At 35.6% G+C, this 19975-nt stretch carries 3 protein-coding genes; all 3 read right to left on the reverse strand.

Annotated elements, in window-relative coordinates; translation table 11 throughout:
* Positions 1–38 precede the first annotated feature (38 nt).
* The 3 genes from KHA90_RS18085 to KHA90_RS18095 all read right to left on the reverse strand — a co-directional run bounded on the left by KHA90_RS18085 (position 39) and on the right by KHA90_RS18095 (position 19934).
* Positions 39–1226 (reverse strand): phosphoglycerate kinase, encoded by a 1188-nt coding sequence (locus KHA90_RS18085; protein WP_213304052.1) that lies wholly within the window; start codon positions 1224–1226, stop codon positions 39–41.
* A 145-nt stretch (positions 1227–1371) separates the two neighbouring features.
* Positions 1372–2346 (reverse strand): PorP/SprF family type IX secretion system membrane protein, encoded by a 975-nt coding sequence (locus tag KHA90_RS18090; protein ID WP_213304055.1) that lies wholly within the window; start codon positions 2344–2346, stop codon positions 1372–1374.
* A 44-nt stretch (positions 2347–2390) separates the two neighbouring features.
* Positions 2391–19934 carry a T9SS type B sorting domain-containing protein gene (locus tag KHA90_RS18095; RefSeq protein ID WP_213304069.1) on the reverse strand — a complete coding sequence of 5848 codons (17544 nt, stop codon included), beginning with the start codon at positions 19932–19934 and terminating at the stop codon, positions 2391–2393.
* Positions 19935–19975 lie beyond the last annotated feature (41 nt).

The raw sequence follows: 19975 nt of genomic DNA on the forward strand, positions 1-19975 counted from the left end.
GCATGTAAATTATGTAAAAAAATGTTAATTGTGATTTTTTAGTCTAAAATCGCGGCGATTCCAGGTAAAACCTTTCCTTCTAACATTTCAAGCATTGCCCCGCCACCAGTGGAAACGTAGCTCATTTTATCTTCAAAACCGAATTGTTTTACTGCTGCTACTGAATCTCCTCCTCCAACTAGTGAAAAAGCTCCTTTTTCTGTAGCTTCGGCAATATATTCCCCTAAAGCGATTGTTCCTTTTGCGAAAGATTCCATCTCAAAAACTCCTAATGGACCATTCCAAAGAATAGTTTTTGATTCTAAAATTACTTTTTTGAAGTTCTCTAATGATTTAGGACCTGCATCAAGACCTTGCCATCCGTCTGGAATTTCTTTTACGTCTACAACTTTTGTATTTGCTGTATTTGAGAAATCATCAGCTGCGATAACATCAACGGGAATGTGAATTTGTACTCCTTTTTCTTTAGCTAATCTTAAAATTTCAAGTGCTAATTCTTGTTTGTCATCTTCACAAATAGAATTTCCAATTTTACCACCTTGTGCTTTAATGAATGTAAAAGTCATTCCGCCGCCAATGATCATGTGATCTACTTTGTCTAAGATATTTTCTATTACTGTAATTTTAGAGGAAACTTTAGATCCTCCAAGAACTGCAGTAACTGGTTTCTCGCTATTTTTTAATACTTTGTTTAAGCTTTCTATTTCTTTTGCCAATAATGTTCCAAAACATTTTTCTGTTGGAAAAAATTGTGCAATAATAGTTGTTGATGCGTGGGCTCTGTGTGCAGTTCCAAAAGCATCGTTTACGTAGATATCTCCAAGTGAAGCTAATTCTTTTGCAAAAGCAACATCTCCAGCTTCTTCTTCTGCGTGAAAACGTAAATTTTCAAGTAGTAAAACTTCTCCTGGTTTTAAATCTTTGGCTGCAGCCTGGGCTACTTCTCCAACGCAATTTTCAGCAAATTTAACCTCAACTCCTAAAATTTCTGAAGCTGTTTTTAAAATATGTTTCAACGAATATTTTTCTTCTACTCCTTTTGGTCTTCCTAAATGCGACATCAAAATTACGCTTCCGCCTTGTGCTAAAATAGCATCAATTGTTGGTTTTGCAGCTTCGATACGTGTTGCATCAGTTACCTTAAAATTTTCATCCAGTGGTACGTTAAAGTCAACACGGATAATTGCTTTTTTATTTTTAAAATCGAAATCGTTTAAAGTTTTCATTAGATAATTTTTTAGTTTTTTGAAAGAAAAACAAATATAGAACTTTTAAAGTATCATAAATATAAAAATAATCTATCTATAACAGCGAAAACGTTATAAGTTAAGAAAAAAAACAAATTAGCTAATAAATTGTTGAAAATGCTCTTTAATCGTGAACCGGACTTTGTGTACAAGGACAATTACTGATGGCTTGCAAGAAGTCGAAACCAATAGTTATAGAGTGTGTACCTGTATTGTAGTTTCCTAAATCGTTGAACATTACCTGATATGAATATCCAAAATAGAATTTAGATTTCATGAAACCAACCATTGGTCCTACTGATAATGGTTTTGGAAACTGGTCATTTAAGAAACGGTATGAAACTCCTACCCAATAGTAATCTTCGTAACGATTGTAACGTCTGTATTTGAAGTTGAAATCGGTTGTGGAACGTTGATCACTTGCAAAGTATTGGTAATAAACAGACGGCTCGTATTCGATACGGCTATTTTCTCCATCTTTAAAAACATATCCGGAATATACCTGATAATTTGAAAGTAAGTTAGGTTCTACTCCTCTGTATTTATCTGTATTTTTCTTTAAAACGTTATTGGCATTAAAACTTATGTAGAAATTTTTATTACGATACAAAGCACTAATATCAAAGTTACTATTCGCATTATAACGATTATCTGTAACTCCCGGATCAATAAAAGGCTGATTGGGTGTACTATTAAATTCATCTGTATCAATACGAAAAGTATTTATGTTATACGAAAGTCCGAATGATAAGTATTGTTTAGAATAATAATTTAAAATGATATGGTGCGCAAAGGAAACTTTTGCTCCTGTTTGTCGCGTGTAACCATTTTTATCGTTGTAAACATTAATACCAACTCCTGAACGATCCAGAACTCTAAAATCGGCATAAATCGATTGATTATCGGGAGCATCTTTAATACCAACCCATTGTGTAAGTCCATTGGCTCTAATTCTAAGGTTATCACCAATACCGGCAAATGCAGGTGAAATAACAAAAGGATTGTCCGCTAAATATTGCGTAAAAACCGGTAGGTTTAACTCTTGGCTGTAACTTGTTGTTACAGCCATGAGTACTAAAGATAAAATAAACTTTTTCATTGTGATAATTTTTTTAGATAACATGATTAGGGGCTCTTATTTTGTTATCTGTATAAAGTGAAATGTCCTACAAACTCTCTCGCATCTTTCTCGTCATTCAATTTAAGAACATACCAGTAATCTCCTGAAGGTAATTCTGCACCATTGTATCTACCATCCCATTTTTGACCGTAATGGTATTTAGCAATTACACGACCGTATCTGTCAAAGATTGAGAATTCAAGGTTGTCGTAAATATTAGTACAACCAGGTCCCCATGTATCGTAAATACCATCTCCGTTAGGAGTAAAGTAATTATCAAGACACACATCGATGTATATTGCAGGAACAGTTATTGTTACTGTACATCCGTTTTGATCTCTTACTACAACTACATAGTCTCCAGTTTTGTAGATTTTGTATTTGTTTGAAGATGTAAACGGCTCTCCGTTGAAACTGTATTCATAAGCAGGTGAACCACCAGCTGCAGTAACTGAAATTATATTCATTTCTGCTTGTCCTGTAGATTCTGCAAGAGTTAATGGATCGTATGCTTTGATGTCGAAACTAATCGTTGGTACTTTACAACCGTTTGTATGTCTCGCTACAATAACGTGTCTACCCGGAGCAACATTTGTAAAGATGTTACTTTCCTGGAATTGATCATTGTCAAGTGCATAATCAATTTGTTTAAAGTCGATATTGCTTTTGTCAATTGTAATAGTTACCATGTTTGATTGTGCATTGTTCACACAATCATAACTGATTTCTACAGTTGGGTCAAGAACTACCGGTAAAGGCATATTCTCTACAAACTCGAAACTACATCCCTGAGCATCGTTAACATAAACTGTATGAACACCACCTGAAAGGTTAGTAAAATCAAATATTGTCTGATCTATTGCTCCCTGTGTATATGTACCGTTTTTATCATCAAGACTTACGCTATATGGCGCTGTACCTCCTCTAACTTCGATACTAAATGCTCCGTCTTTATCATCCTTACAAACTTCAGGAATCATAGAATTTGCAAGTTCAGTAACAATAAGTGGTTTAGGTTGTGTAATTTCAATTTCATCTACTACATAACAACCATTTTCGTCTTGTGTAACTATGGTATAAATACCAGCAGTTAATTTCTCGAATGTGTTTTTAGTATCAAACTGATTCAAGTCTGGTGAGATAGCATATTTAACTAAACCTGTACCACCAGCATAACTCATCACGATTTTACCATTGTTTTCTCCAAAACAAGAAACATTTGTTGCTACGTGTGTAGTACTTAAACCTACAGCAGGTTCTTTGATCTCTACAGATTTAACTACTGCATCACAATCACCACTTACAACTCTTACATTATAAGTTCCTGCGATCAGTCCTTCAAATCTACCGTCAGCTTTTGGTCCTTGTAATATACCACCGGCAGTAGTTTCTAAAGTATAAGCATAGTTTCCTAAAGCTCCGTTTGCAACTGCTACGATTACTCCGGTTTCTTCACCTGTACATTTTACAACTGCATTAGTAATATCTAACTCTAAAGTTAATGGTTCTAAAACATCAATTTTAATTTCATTAGAAATACTAGCCACACAATTATTAGCATCTTTTACAAAGTATTGGTATTTACCAACCGGAACCTGTATTGTAACAGAACCTGTAAATGAAGGTGTGCTATATGTAATACCATCTGCGCTATAAGTGTACGGAGCGTTTCCGCCTGTTGCGCCTAATGTTAGGATAGTTTCTGTATCACATGTTTGTGATGATGCTAAACTTAATTCAGCAATAATTTCTGTTGGCTGTGTAATAACAATATTAGCTGATGTTATTGAACAGTTATATCCGTCAGAAACTGTGATACTATATGTTCCTGCAGGTAATCCTGTGAAAACAGGATCAGTTTGCGGACCTGAAACTGCAACCGGGTTTACTGATAAGTAATTTAATGTATACATATAATTACTTCCCTGACCACCTGTTGTAGTATTAATAGTAATTACACCGTCTCTACCACCAAAACAAGATAACATTGCTGCATTTGGTGTAGCATTTACCTGAATAGGATCCGGTACAACTAATGTAACTATTTCAGAATCGATACAACCTTTACCATCTTTAACATTTACTGTGTAAGTTCCTGCTTTTAATCCTGTAAAGTTACCATCTGTTCTATAATTAACTATTGGCGCTCCGTTTAATACTAATTCATAAGTATAATTATTATCCCAACCACCTGCTGCAGAAGCAGAGATTTCACCGTCATCATAATTTACTGATGTACATGTTATTGGGCTACTTGTTATTTGAATGTCTAATTTAACTGAAGGCTGTGCGATTGTAAACACCTTAAATACAGTACATTCTGGTTTCTCTTGTAATTTAGCCGTTACAGTATATGTACCTGCAACAAGGTTTGAAATCAATTCCGGACCAGCACTTGCAGATGTTCCTGAAATTACTGCAGGACCTCCTGTGATAGTGTAATCGAAAATACCTGCATCATCTGAAGGATCAGTTTGATTATCTACAAAAGTTAATTCAACGCTTCCTGTATTTGTACCGAAACAAACTTCTGTTACAATTGGATTAACTTTAATATCAAATGTATTAGGATCTGCTACATAATGCGCTTTTTGAACGCTACATCCTGTCGCTGGGTTTGTTACTGTTATAATGTAACTTCCTTTTGTTAATCCTGTGAAGTTACCGTTTGTTTTAGTTTGGTCATAAGCGTTATCAGTTCCTTTTACAGTATAGTTTAAAAGAACTGGTGTTCCTCCTGTTGTTCCAACAGTGATTGTAATTTCTTCATCAGAAACACAAGTGATAGCAACATTTGCAACATTAACCACATCTAAACTAATGAATGGATTAACTTTTACAGGTCCTACCGGAGCTCCTGAACAACCATTACTATCCGTAACGTTTACAGTATAATCACCTCCTAAGAAATCAGATTCTGTATAAACATTTTGATCTCCTTTTTGAACTGAAACTCCATCTCTGAAGAATTCATAAGTATAAACTTTTGAACCTCCTATATCGTTACCAATTGTACCAACTGTTACTGTTGCATAGTTAGAAGCATTCGTACCAGCAGCACAACCGTATTGTACAATTACCGGAACCGGAACCACAATTAATGCTGGTTGTGGCACTGTAATATCTTCTGATGCCTCACAGTCTCTACCTGAAACAACTGTTACAGAATAATCACCAGCTTCAAGGTTTTCAAAAGCAGGACTTGTTTGAAGTGGTCTTGTAACAGCTACTCCTAAAGCAGTAGTACCAGTTAATCTATATCTATAGACTGGGTTATCATTTATACCTGGTAACAAACTTGCTGTAATTGTTCCATTGTTTCCACCGAAACACGTTACCGGAGTTTGTTCAAGAGCAATTCCTGTAATTAATGTAGGTTCTGATACATTTACTTTTACTTCAAAAGTACAACCTGTAATTATGTCTCTTACTCTTACAATATGATCACCTGTAGTAACACTGCTAAATAGTGCAGGAGTAGTTGTAAGAATAGCTCCACCATCTAATGTGTATCTGTAGTTTGCCGTTCCTGAACCACCAGTTGCAGTTGCTGATATACTACCAGCATTTGTAAAATTACAAGTTGGTAATGCAGTAATAGTAGCCTCTAATTGTAATGCCGGTGAAATAACTGCCGAACCTAGAACTTTTACCTCACATTCATTAGCGTCTTTAACAGTTATATCATAAGTTCCAGAAGCGGTTACTGTGAAAGTATTGCTTGATTGGAAACCGTTTCCAATGCTGTATTGGAATGGAGCCATACCGCCAGTTACATTAACTGTAATTGTATACTCACCAGTTGTAGTTGGACATTGACTAGGAATTACCGTTGTGAAAGTTGGTAATGGATCTGTATCAATTACTATTGGTATGAATGTTTCACAATTTTTAGCATCGATTACATAAGCTCTCCAGTTTGTACCATCAGCAGGATTTAAAACAGTACTATTACTGTTTGTGTAATCAGTAGCTATTGGAGTACCAGTTCCAAGGATAAATGCGTATTTGTAATCTGGAGTTCCTCCCGCTGCGATTACAGTAACCTCAGCACCTTTATTACAATTAGCATTAATATTTACCGTTTCAGTTAATGCTAATGCAGCTGGCTGACCTACAGTTACTGAAGCAGTAGCTAAACAATTAGTTATATTATCAGTTACCTGAATTGTATATGTACCTATTGGTAAATTAGTTAAAGTAACCACTTTACCTGTCTGAGTTAATGTACCAGTTGTAGGACCAGCAATTAAAGCAGCAGTATATGTTCCTGCGAAGTTATCAACGTCGAATTTAACAGAACCATTTGATTCACCGTTACAAACAACATCATTTATTAACTGACCCGCAGTTGTAATATTAATTAGTGCATCAACAGTGTAAGTTGCTTCATCTGTACAACCATTATCATCTGTAACTTTAAAAGTATAAGTTCCTGCCGGTAACAAGTTGAATACTCCACTTGTTGCTCCGGAAGTGTTTGTAACAGCACTTGCAGGAGAAGTAATTTCGAAAGCTAATGATCCTATACCATGACTAACATTTACAGTAACTGTACTTGTAGTATTTGCTGTAGGTGCACACCAGATTGGCGTTCCTGTAACAGTATCAATAGTTGGAGGATCTAAAGCTGGTATAATAATATCTACCGGAGTAGCAATTACACAGTTATTAGCATCTTTAACATAAGCTGTTACAGTTCCTGAAGCAGATGTTACGTACGTATTTGTTGTTCCGTAACTAATTCCTCCGTTAAAACTATATTGATATGGAGAAGTACCTGTACCAGTAGTTACATTAATTGTAACGGTTGCAGATTGTGCAGCATTTCCTGGACCACAAGTTAATCCCTGAGTTAAAACAGCTGTAGCAGCTAAAGCTAATGGCTCAGTTATAGTAGCTTTTATTAATACTGATTCACATTCTTTGGCATCTTTAACGACGATATCATAAGTACCTGCAGCTAAATTTGTAAAGATATTAGTATCTACAAAAGCAGCTCCGTTAATACTGTATTTGTAAGGAGCTAATCCGTTAGCAGGAGTAACTACAATACTACCATCTGTACCACCTGTACAACTAACATTATTTTGTTTAGATGTTGCACTTGGTGTTGTTCTTGCCGTAACTTCTACCGAAACAGAAGTTGCCTGACATCCCTGACTATCTGTTACTCTGAAAGTATAAATTCCAGGAACATTAGTTGTATAAGGCAATGGTAAAGCTACAGCAGTAAATGTTCCACCATTGAAACTAACTTCAAAAGTATTGTAAGTTAAAGTTCCCTGAGTTGCCAATAAATTTATAGTTGCATCACCAGCACAAGTATAATCTTGTGTTAGTGTAGCTTTTAATAATAATTGCTGATTCAATGTGTAAGGTCTTGATACAATACAACCATTACCATCTTTAATGTAGAATGTGTAGTTTCCTGGCGCATTCAATACAAAATCAGGGCTTGATTGATATCCGTTTCCAATACTGTACATTGGTGTTCCAACATAAGTTCCAGTAATTGTAATTGGAACTGGACCTCCTGTATAGCAATATGGAACAGTTGAAGTACCAATTGTAGGGAATGCATCTGAAGCGATCACTACATCTAATTTAGTGGTACAACCGCTAGCATCCATTGCATAGAAATCCCAGTTTGTATTTACTGTTGGATCAAGTACTGCATTTTCAACAGTATCATAGTCACCAGGAACTGGTGTAAATCCATCGATACCAAATGCATATTTGTAACCAGGTGTTCCTCCAGTAGCTCTTACGATTACTTGCGCTCCAAAATTACAATTAGCATTTTTATTACTGATTAAATTAAGAACAATAGGACTTGGTTGTGTAACATCTACTGAAGTAGTTGCTGTACATCCTGTAATTCCGTCTAAAATTTGTACTGTATAAGTTCCCGGTACTAAACCAGTCACGTTTACAGTATTTCCTGTTTGAGTTACTGTTCCTGTTGCAGGAGTTACTGTTGCAGTATAAGTTCCTGCATAATTCGCTACTGTAAATTTAACAGCGCCTGTAGCTCCTCCATTACAAATAACATTGCTTACTAATTGACCAGCAACAGTAATGTTTGTAACAGGTTTAACAGTATATGATTCCTGATCTTTACAACCATTACCATCTGTAACTTCAAATAAGTAAGTAGCATCAGCTAATCCTGTAAAGATTCCGCTTGCAGCACCTGTAGTATTTGTTATTGCACTTGCCGGTGCAAGAATTGCATAGCTTAAACCTCCTGTACCATTAGTAGTTGTTATTGTAACAGTACTTGTGGTGTTAGCAGTAGGAGTACAATAAATAGGTGTTCCTGTAATATTTGTTATTGTTGGTGGGTTTAACGCCGGAATATTAACTCCATTTACAAAAGTGAAGATACATCCTTTAGCATCTTTAACTAAAACATTAAACGTTGTTCCAACAAATGACTCATAAGTATTAGTTGTACTGTAATTTGTACCATCAAAGCTGTATAAATATGGTGCAGTTCCCTGAGATGCAGTTACTGTTACCAATGCTTTTGTTGGTGCATTTCCTGTAGTACAAGTCAATGGCGTAGTTACTACAGATGTAGCAGTTAATGCCGTTGGCTGCGTAATCGTAATTGAACCACTTGGATACAGACATGATTTTGAATCTCTAACGGTAACAACATAAGTTGTACCGGCAGCTAATCCTGTAAATACATTTGATGTCTGGAAAACTCCTGCTCCTAATTGATATTGGTATGGACCAACACCAGAAGTAACATTTACAGTAATTGTACCATCTGTACCACCATTACAACTAACATTTGTTTGTGTAGTTGTAAATAATGTTGGTTGAATAGGATCTAATTTGAAAGTTGTCGTTGCCTGACAAGCAACTGGCAATTTAGCATCGCTTACTCTAAAAATATAATCTCCTAAAACACTTGTATTAAGAACATTCGTTGGCATCGTCGTATAAGTAACACCTGCATCTGTAGAATATTCGTAAGTATAAAGTGTGTTATATCCTCCAGTCGCGGTCAAAGTAATTTGAGCGTTTGTTGGAATACAATCTAATTCTCTGGTAAGTTTTGCCGTCAAAAATAATTGCGGTTTAACTTCATAAGGAACAGTTGCAATACAACCATTTCCATCTTTAATTGTTAAATTATAAGTTCCAGCCGCATTAAATGTAAACGTTGGACTTGCTTGGAAAGTACTTCCGTCTACACTATAAGTGGCTCCGCCAACAATTGCAGGATCTACTGTTCCGGTAATTGTGAATGTAAATGGAGTACCAGCGTAACAAATTGCAGCAGGTGCAGTAATTGTTGGATCTGCATCTTTATTTAATATAATATCAAAATCTTTAATACAACCATAAGCATCTTTAGCATATACGGTATAACTACCTGCATTTGCATTAAAAGTATTATTAGTTAACCAACCTGTACTCGCAGCAGTTGGTGCCGGAGCAGTTTGCAACAATAGTTGATATGTATATGGTGCTGTACCATCATGTCCTGTAGCCGTAATAACCCCTGAAATAGGATTACAATTTGCGTTTTTAGAAACTGCAGCCGTAACTGAGAACAAAATTGCAGATTGAGTAATGTTAAACGGAACCGTAGCAACACTACATCCTGCATTTGTAGCACCAGCTGTTTCTTTTACAAGAACAAAATAATTACCAAAAGGCAATGGTCCAAGATTAGAAAGCGTAAGAATATCATTTGCAGGAACTGAACCTGTTCCGGTAATTCCTGTTGATACTAATGATTGAGCATTAAATATCTCATAACTAATAGGAGTTGCAGCAGGATATGTGCTTGAAATTGTAAAAGTTACTTTACCATCTGCACTTCCTGTACATGTAATATTATTTGCTATAAGAGCATTTGTTTTTAATGTTGAATTTGTTGGAATTGGAGTTGTAGCTGTTTCATAATAGTAACAACCTGTTCCAGTTCCACCATGTGCTAAGTCAGCATCATATACGATAAAAGTATACGTTACACCTGGCAATAAGTTTGTAAAGGTTGTTTTTTTACTTCCTGTAGCATCTTCAGGTAACCACGTACCTGCAGGATACACAGGAACAGTTCCTGTATAAATACCAAAGTAAAACGGACCTGTACCAATAATTGTCGTTGACGTTCCTATAGATACAACTGCAGATCCTCCAGTAGAACAATCTGCTGGTGGTGAAAATACATTTATATCCAAATCGTCTGGTGGAGATGCAACTAATATGTTATTTACTGATGTAGTACAACCGTTTGCATCAGTAATAATGATTTCGTATAAACCAAAATCAACTACGTCAAATACTGCTGTAGCACCAGTTTGATTTGTAAATTTTTGATCATAACCATTAACTCCTGTTACATGATAAATATAATTTGGAGTTCCGCCACTTACACTGTTAATTGTGATTCTTCCTAAAGAAACCCCACCTGTAACACATGTTATTGGCGTCGCTTTGTAATCAAGTAAAATAGGCGTTGGCTGCGCAATTGGTATAGAAAATGTATCTGTACATCCTTTTGCATCAGTTACTTTAATAGTATATACACCTGCGGCTAAACCAGAGGTTTGTGTACCATAATCAAATCCTGTAGTAGTATTTAAAACATTATATACAAATGGCGCTTGTCCTTTTGTATTGTCAATAGTAATAGAAATTGCAGCTGTAGCATCACTATTACAATTAATAAATGCTGTTTGTACAACATTCGTAATATCCGGATTCACTGCAGGAATTATAACAATAGGAGTTGTAGTGTCAATACTACATCCTTTAGCATCAGTTACTCTAAAAGTATAACTTCCAGGAGTCATTGTGTTGAAAACGTTCGAAGCCATAGCAGTGTAAACACCGCCAATTACATATCCGTAAGTATAAGCAGTAGTTCCACCTGTTGCTGTTAAGGTAACCTGCGCATCAGTTGCAATTGAACATGTAATGTTTTTATCTAAAACTGCACTTAATGTCAATACGTTAGCAACAACTGCAACATTACTGTCTGCTGTACAACCGTTTCCGTCTTTAATTCTAACTGTGTAACTTCCTGGTGTAGTAATTACAAATGTATTACCAGTTTGGTAAGATGCACCGTTGTCAATACTGTATGTTACCGGAGCAACTAATCCAGCACCCGGAGTTGCTGTAATAGTATAAGTTCCCACACCAAAACACTGACCTGTTGCTGAAGCAGTAACAGTTGGAACAACATCTTTTGTAATTGCAATATCTAATTTGAATGTACAACCATTTGCATCAATAATATGAACATCCCAGTTTGCATTTACTGCAGGATCTAAACTAGCAGTATTTGAATTAACATATGCTCCGATTGGTGCATTGTCTTGTACAAATGAATATCTGTAAGCTGGTGAACCACCTGTAACATTTACTGTTACACTTGCAGTTGTAATAGAACAGTTTCCGTTTACAGTTGTATATGTTGCTGCTAAAACTGCAGGCTGATTAATTATAACCGAAGCTGTTGCTGTACATCCAGTTCCTTCATCTGTAACAATAACAGCATAAGTTCCCGCTGCCTGATTAGTTAAATTGATAACTGCAGCAGTTTGTCCTGTAACAGCAGTTCCGCCGTTAACAGTATAGCTATATGTAGTTGCAAAACCTGCAACTGTGTATCTCGCAGAACCAGTAGTTCCAGCGTTACATAATACATCACTTGTTTTTGTTCCAATAAGCGTTATTGGAGTAACTGGATTTATAGTGTGCGCTTCTGTATAGAAACATCCGTTTGCATCTGTAACCTTGAACATGTAAGTTCCAGGTGCAAGATTTGCAAAGCTGTTAGATGTTTGTTTTGCGATAATAACCGGAGACGGAGCAATAGTTTCGTATTGTAAAACAGCTACTCCATTTACAGCCGTTAATGTTACTGTAGTCGTTGTCGCTGTACAAGTAACTGCTGCTGCTGCAAAAGTTAAATCTGTTGGAGGGTTTAATCTCAATAATGTTCCTGAACCCGTAATTGTACATCCTTGCGCATCTTTAACAGAATACGTATAAGGTTGATCTGCACCGTTATCGTTTAATGTAAATGTATTAGTAGTTACAAAACCACCTCCGTTGAAACTATATTCGTAAGGAGAAGTTCCTGTCAATGCTGTTACATTAATTGTAATTGTACCGGCAACTTTTCCGTTACTTATATTACAAGAGAAAGGAACTGCTGTTACCGTTGCTGCCAATTGAGTTGGAGCAATTAAAGTAACACTAACTGTTCCTGTACAGCCTTTAGCATCTTTTACATAAAAAGTGTAAGTACCAGCGGCTAATCCTGTAAATAAAGAATTTTGACTGTAAACTGTACCGTCATTACTATATGTAAATCCGCCTGCACCACCTGCACCTGTTAATTGTACAGAACCATTACTTCCGCCATTACATGTTGGATTAATATGTGTATCGGTAACAGTTGGGCTTGTAATTGTATTTACTGTTGTTGTAGTTGTAGATGAACAACCATTTGCATCCGTTACTACGAAAGTATAACTATCTGCATTTGGAAGAGTTACCGGATAAGTAAATGTTGCCGTTGAGAAAGGCGCGCTTGGTGTACTTGCAGCACCGCTTCCTTTTGCAACAGTATAAGTAAATGGAGCTTTACCACCAGAAACTGCAACTGTAATAGTTGCGTTTGGTGTTGGAGAACAATCTAATTCTTTTGTTACTGAAGCAAGAGCAACTAATTGAGGGAAAATTGTTAATGCAGTGTTTGCCACAGCAGTACAACCGTTTCCGTCTCTTACTGTTACTGTATATGTTCCAGCTGGAACATTAAATATATTGCTTGTCTGGAAAGATGTACCATCAATACTGTACGATAAAGGATTAATTCCAGTACCTGTAGCAGTAATTGTAAATGTAGTTGCTGCACCAGAACATTGGTTGTTATTTGTTGCAGTAACTGTAGGCAGAGCATCGCTATCAATATGGATACTATTAGTAGTAATACAACCATTTGCATCTTTTGTATAAACATCCCAGTTTGCATTTGCTCCTGAATTTGTATCAACTAAAAGAACATTACCACTTACAAAAGTTGTTGGAGCAGTAGCTCCGCCTTGTACAACTGCATAAGTATAATTTGGAGTTCCTCCGGTTGCTGTTACTGTAATTTCAGCGTTATCATTATTACAGTTGATTTTTGTTGACGTTGCTGTAAAAGTCAATGGATTTAATGGCTCATTAACTATTACAGTTGCAGAATTAAGACATCCTGTTGCATTATCTCTAACCTGAACTGTATATGTACCTGCTGGTACATTAGATAAAGTCAAAGTGTTACCAGATTTTACTAATGTTCCTGTTCCTGCAGTCAATGTTTGTGTGTAAGCACCAATTGTTGCGTTTCCAGAAACTGTAAAAGTAACTTTACCAGTTGAACCACCTTTACATAATACATCATTGTCTTTATTTCCAACAATAGAAATTGGAGTGACAGCATCAATTGTATAAGGTTTATCAAAATAACATCCGTTAGCATCAGTTGCTCTAAAGTTATAAGTTCCTGCTGCTAATCCTGCAAATACACCCGTAGTGTTTGAAGCTACAGAAGCTGCTGGAGATGTAATTGAATATGTAATTGTTGCTACACCATTTACAGCTGTTGCCGTAACGGTAGTTGTAGTCGCTGCACATGTTACTGCAGCAGCACTAAATGTAATATTCGTTGGAGAATCTAATTTATTAATAATAATTGTCTGAACTCCGGTTTTACAACCCTGAGCATCGCTAACTACATAAGAAATTGTTTGGTTTGTACCATTATCTGTAACCGTTAAAGTACGTGTATTTGTAAACGTTACTCCACCATCAAAACTATATTGATACGGTGCTGTTCCAGTTGTAGGAACTGCAATTGTAACCGTAGCCGACTGTTTTACATTTGATACATTACAAGTAAATTTAGTAGCACTTGCTGTAGCGGTTAAAGTTGTTGGTTGAGTAATAGTAACACTTCCAAGTGCTGATTTACAACCTTTACTATCCATTACCTGGTAAGAATATGTTCCGGCAGCTAATCCTGTATAATTTGATTGTGCGATAAATGCTGTTGGTGCAGGTACAACTGTATTATTATAAAATAAGTAAGTATATCCTCCTGAACCTAATGAACCTACTAATTGTACAGATCCTGTTAAAGCACCATTACAAGTAGCGTTAACCGGAGTTGCTGCTACTGTTGGGTTTACAATTGGGCTAACAATTGCACTTACAACTGTTACACAACCTTTAGAATCTGTAATTTCAAAATAATAAGTATCTGCCGTATTTGCAGCAGAGTAAGTAAATGATGTTCCGGTTACAGCAACACTTGCACTGTAAGTTCCTGTACCTTTTTTCACTTTATAAGTAAAATTAGCAGAACCTCCTATAATATCAACTGTAATCGCTGCATTTGGTGAAGCAGTTGTACAATCTAATGTTTTAGAAATTGTTGCACTACCTTTTAATTCTGGTGCAATTACGATATTACTTATCGTTGCTGTACAATTGTTACCATCTGTTACAACAATAGTATGAGTACCAACTCCAACATTTGTAAATGTATTTGAAGCCTGAGCTGGCTGACCGTCTAAACTATAAGTTAATGCACCTGTTCCTGTTGCTGTTACCACAAGAGTAGATTGATTTACAGTATCATAACATAAGTCTGAAGTAGCAGCTAATGTTGCAGTTGGTGCAACTGGTGCACTAATATCTACACGTACTGAAGCCGGAGATGCACAAGAATTTGCATCACGTGCTACTACTGTGTAAGATCCTGCAGCTACATTAGTAAATACGTTAACACTTTGAAATGCAACTATTACTGTTGTACCATTTGATGCACGTAATTCATATTGATAATTTGGAGTTCCTCCAACAGCTGTTGCTGTAATAGACGCTCCATCAGTACAAGTAGGCTGTTTTGTAACCTGAGCTGTAACTGTTAAAGCTGCCGGCGCTTTTACCTCATGTGTTAATGGAAATACACAACTAGTAGCAGAAGCATCGTAACGAACTTTTATATCATAATTTTTATTTGTTAATCCGGTAGCTGTTACAGGAGAAACTTTTGAGTTAACCCAAGTAACTCCATTATCTAATGAATAATCAAATCCGTAAGGTAATTTGAAGTTTTGAGCCGAAATTGTAATTTCACCATTATTAGATCCAGCACAAGTAAGATCTTTTGATCCAGTTACTGCTGCTGTAAACGCTTTATCTGTACCTACAACTACTGGGAAATCTTTTGTAGCAAGACAAGATTCCGGAATCTGACGAACCCAGATATCATCAATAAGTACATCATTACCATTAAATTCATTACTGTAAGATCTAATTACAAAACTTAAATTAGTTTTACCAATACCCGGATTTAATGTTAACTCTTTATATTCCCATTTTTCAGATTTAGGAACAACCCATGGATTTGTTGTATCGGTCGTAGCAACAATTTCTTCTACTCCTCCTACGTTATTTAAATTATTAACTAACTGAATGGTTAATTTTGGATCAGCGTGTGTTGTTGATGTTTTTACGATAAGGTTTTCTGCCCATAATGAAATAATTACAGACTGATTATCAATAACATCTTTGATTGGTTTACTATATAAAATACCACCAATTCCTGCAGAACCTCCCACGTTTACACATAAAAATCGTCCTAAAGGATCTTGTGGAAGTGTATGATCTTTGGCAAAAATCCAAGAATTTCCAAAATTAGTTTTAATAGAACTTGCTACTGCATATTTACCATCATTAATCTGGTAATCGTCAAAACCACCACAAGGGTAACCTACAGGGTGAGGCGTAGATTCATCTTCAAAACAGTAGGCAGGATTAATTCCGGGAGTAGTTGTATAACCACCTTTACCAAAATCTTCCTGTAGTAAATTACTATAAGTTGAAACTGTAGTTACAGTGTATTTAACCGAAATTGTATGAGTACCAGAAGGAACATTTAAAAATATATTACTAGTAATTGGAGTATTAGGAATTCCATTTCTAAAATATTCATAACTATAATTTGCCGAAGTTCCGTTTGTAACCGTTACAGTACTTGTTGCAGAACCATCACAATTAAATACAGGATCTTCAACTTTAATAGTTGGTTCAGCTGGTTTTTGATCTAAAGTAACAGTATAAGGAATTGTATATTCACAACCAACTGCATCTTTAATTTTTAAGATGTAAGAACCTGGCAATACATCTTTTTCATTAGTAAGCTGCCATGTTGCTCCACCATCAAAACTATATTGATAAGGAAGAGTTCCTCCCTGTGCATTGTTAATTCTTAATTTACCCCCTTGTTGACCAAGTGTACATCCTGCCAACGCTGCAACACCACCAGATGCTGTAACCGCAGAAGTTGGTCCTAAAATGACTTTTTTCTCTGCTAGATCTGAACAATATTTAATAGTAGGCTGACCAAATTCTGGTGTGTAAGATATACCATATCTAACCACTACATTATATGTTCCAGGCTGTAAATTAGAGAATACAGGATTTGTTTGAAAAGTTCCTCCATTATTAATACTGTAAGACATACTATATCCGTTAGCATTAGTAACATTTATTCTAATTTCAGAGTTATCATTATAACAAACACTATTTGTATTTGTAATTGTATAAGTTGGTTTTGTACTATTTGGAACTACAACTGTTCTTGTTAGTGTACAGTTGTTTTTATCTACAATTTTAATTACATACGTTCCCGGAGCAGTAACTGGATACTCATTTGAACTTTGAAAAACGGTATCACTATTTATAAAATAAGAGTACGGAGAATTTCCACCTTCAGTAGTAATTTTAATTTTTCCGTCACTACAAGCTGTTAATGGTTCAACTAAAGTAGCTGTTGCTTTATATTCGTTCCAAACCTGACCTATATAAATATATTTTGTGTCCTTACAACCATCATCTGTAGAAACTTCTACAGTATAGTTTTGGTTTGTAGCTAAATTATCAAAAGTATATTCAGCTACAGCAACAGGTCCTACATTATATAGTAAGTTTCCGTTATTGTAAACTTTATAATAGTATTGTGGGTTAGCATCATTTACAGCGACTTTAATTCTACCTTTTTCTCCATAACACAATGGTTGCGTAACTTCTGAAACAACAGCAAAATTTCTTTGTCTGATTTGAATATTTGGAACTGTAAAAATACAAGGATTTTGAGTTACACCAGTTTGTCTGATGTATACTGTATAAAATCCAGCTGTAGTTACATTAAAAATATTACTTGCCTGATAAGTTGTACCATTAATGCTGTACTCATATCCTGCAGGAACACCTCCAACTGTAATAGTTCCGGGTTTTCCACAAATAATATCTGTATGTTTTTCTGTAGGGTTTAATGAGTTGGTAAATACATTAAAATAGAAACGGTTAAAACAACCACCTGCATAATTTAATGTCAACCTGTATTGTCCCGCTATCTTCGCTTCATAATTTGGTCCGGTCGCAACCTGAGTCCAGGAACATGAAGTACCTTCATTAGCACAGCTTGCACTAATTGGAGCGGCACAACTTGTCTCGTCCAGTTTTTCCCACACAAGGGTCGAACCATCGGATATATGAGTTTCGATTAATCTGGAATCATTTGCACCACACAAGAAAAGATTAGGTAATTCTTTTCCGTTATTTGGACAAATTAATACTTCACCTTTATAAGGAGCTTTTGCATATGGAAGAACAGGATTAGTAGTTGTTGTACCAAATCTTGTTACTGTAAAAGCCTGATAAATTGATCTACATGGAGCAGCAGCTAAATTGTAAACATAATATACTCCAGGATCTTTTACTTTAAGAATTTGTCCTGTTCCTATTTGTTTAGTACGAGCTTCGTCACTATACCAAGTATAAGAAGTATATCCATTAGCAGCAACCAAATCAACATCCTCTTTACACAAAGTAGCAGTTGCAGTATATTTACATCCATCTACACCTACTAAAAAGTTAGTCGCTTTTGGAGTTAATATACATCCTGTATTGGTGTTAACACTTGGATCATCTGAAATTTGAAAATCAGGATTTAAAGTTCCTTTGTAAGTTGCATATGCCGAGTTATCGATACTATTAGAACATGCCTCACTTAATGAATTACAATCAGGAACAACCTTAACTTTAAAACTGATGATTTTATCTGATATTGAATTTGCTTTAACTACAGAATCATCAATTTTAAATACAATACTTCTGGTAGCAGGATCATAACTTTGAATAGTTACACCTGCCGGTAAAGGATTGATATCTGTAGGATAATTAAAGATAATATTAATAGGCAATTGATCTCTAATTGTTAAACCTTTAGCATCATCATTACCGGTGTTTTTAAACCCTATTTCATAATTTAATTGTTGACCTAATGTTACATCCTGGTTTCCAATATCTACACCCGCAGAATTTTTTACGATTTTTGTAAGTACAATATGCGGTTCAATAATGTCTACCGCAAAGGCATTAAAATAATAAAAATAAACATCCTGGGTACTTCCTAACCTAATATTTGCCGAAGTCGCATTATTATCAATTACTATTCCCCCGGGTTTTAAAAGAGTTCCCGGATTATTAATATTTAAAATACCGGCATCATATCCTAGGGTATTTTTACTGGCGGGATTTCGATTTAAGAAATTTTCTGTTTTATCCGTAGCCGGATCAACATAAGTTACACTACTGTTAAAGAAGTTATTTGATGGTCTGATAATTGCATTTGCCGCATTCGTAGCAGTAATTTTTGTACCATTAATTTCCAAGTAATCTCCTTCAATAGGGTAATCACCCTCTAGGGCCGCAAAAGCAAATTTCACACGAACAGGACCGGTAGGAATAGTTTTAAATCCGGAAACTGGAATATCTAACGTTGTTGCTCCACCAATTCCGCTAAAACCATCAAACGAAGTAATAAATTTTGCAGGTAATGTTGGATCTTCATAAACAACAAAAATAGACCAACCTGCAGATAAACCAGTTCCACCATTTGTTCCTTCACTAGATTTAACATTTGCAACGGTATACAATCCCTGAGCATTTGTTTGTCCGGCAACTAATGAAGTAATATCTGCATAACACGCATATGCCTTGTTATTATCACCACCAATTGGTGCTGCATTAGCATCATGAATGATCTGACCAGTAATATCATTATAGCCACCTGTAGGTAACTTAAGTTTTACTTTTTCAATATTTGTACGATCATTTTGCTGAAGAATTGCTCCCCAATACAAACCGGCATAAACGATTTTATAACAAGCAGGTTTAGGCACAGTCAATGTAGCACTACTAGAACTGAATGTAGTGTTATCATTATCAACATCTATATACTTCATATCAAAGTTAGAGTTGTATCCACCGTCATTGTAAGCAACAGTAGGCCTTTCATTTCTTCCTGCATCTCGATTTAGGATATTGTTACCAATAAGCAACATATCTCCTTTTAATCTCTTGTCAAATCTTGGCGTAAATGGCTTTAGATTTTGAGAAATTACAAAGTAACTTTGAAAGAAAATCAAAGCTAATAAAATCAATCTTAGGTTAGTAGGTTTTTTCATAATCATTTTTTTGTTTACTTACATCTTATCCTCTAAGGGGC

This window comes from Flavobacterium psychroterrae (genome assembly GCF_018380615.1).
Taxonomy (GTDB): Bacteria; Bacteroidota; Bacteroidia; order Flavobacteriales; family Flavobacteriaceae; genus Flavobacterium; species Flavobacterium psychroterrae.

Coding starts and splice junctions, on each gene's coding strand:
- KHA90_RS18085 (WP_213304052.1), bottom strand. CDS start 1,226: ATGAAAACTTTAAACGATTTCGATTTTAAAAATAAAAAAGCAATTATC.
- KHA90_RS18090 (WP_213304055.1), bottom strand. CDS start 2,346: ATGAAAAAGTTTATTTTATCTTTAGTACTCATGGCTGTAACAACAAGT.
- KHA90_RS18095 (WP_213304069.1), bottom strand. CDS start 19,934: ATGAAAAAACCTACTAACCTAAGATTGATTTTATTAGCTTTGATTTTC.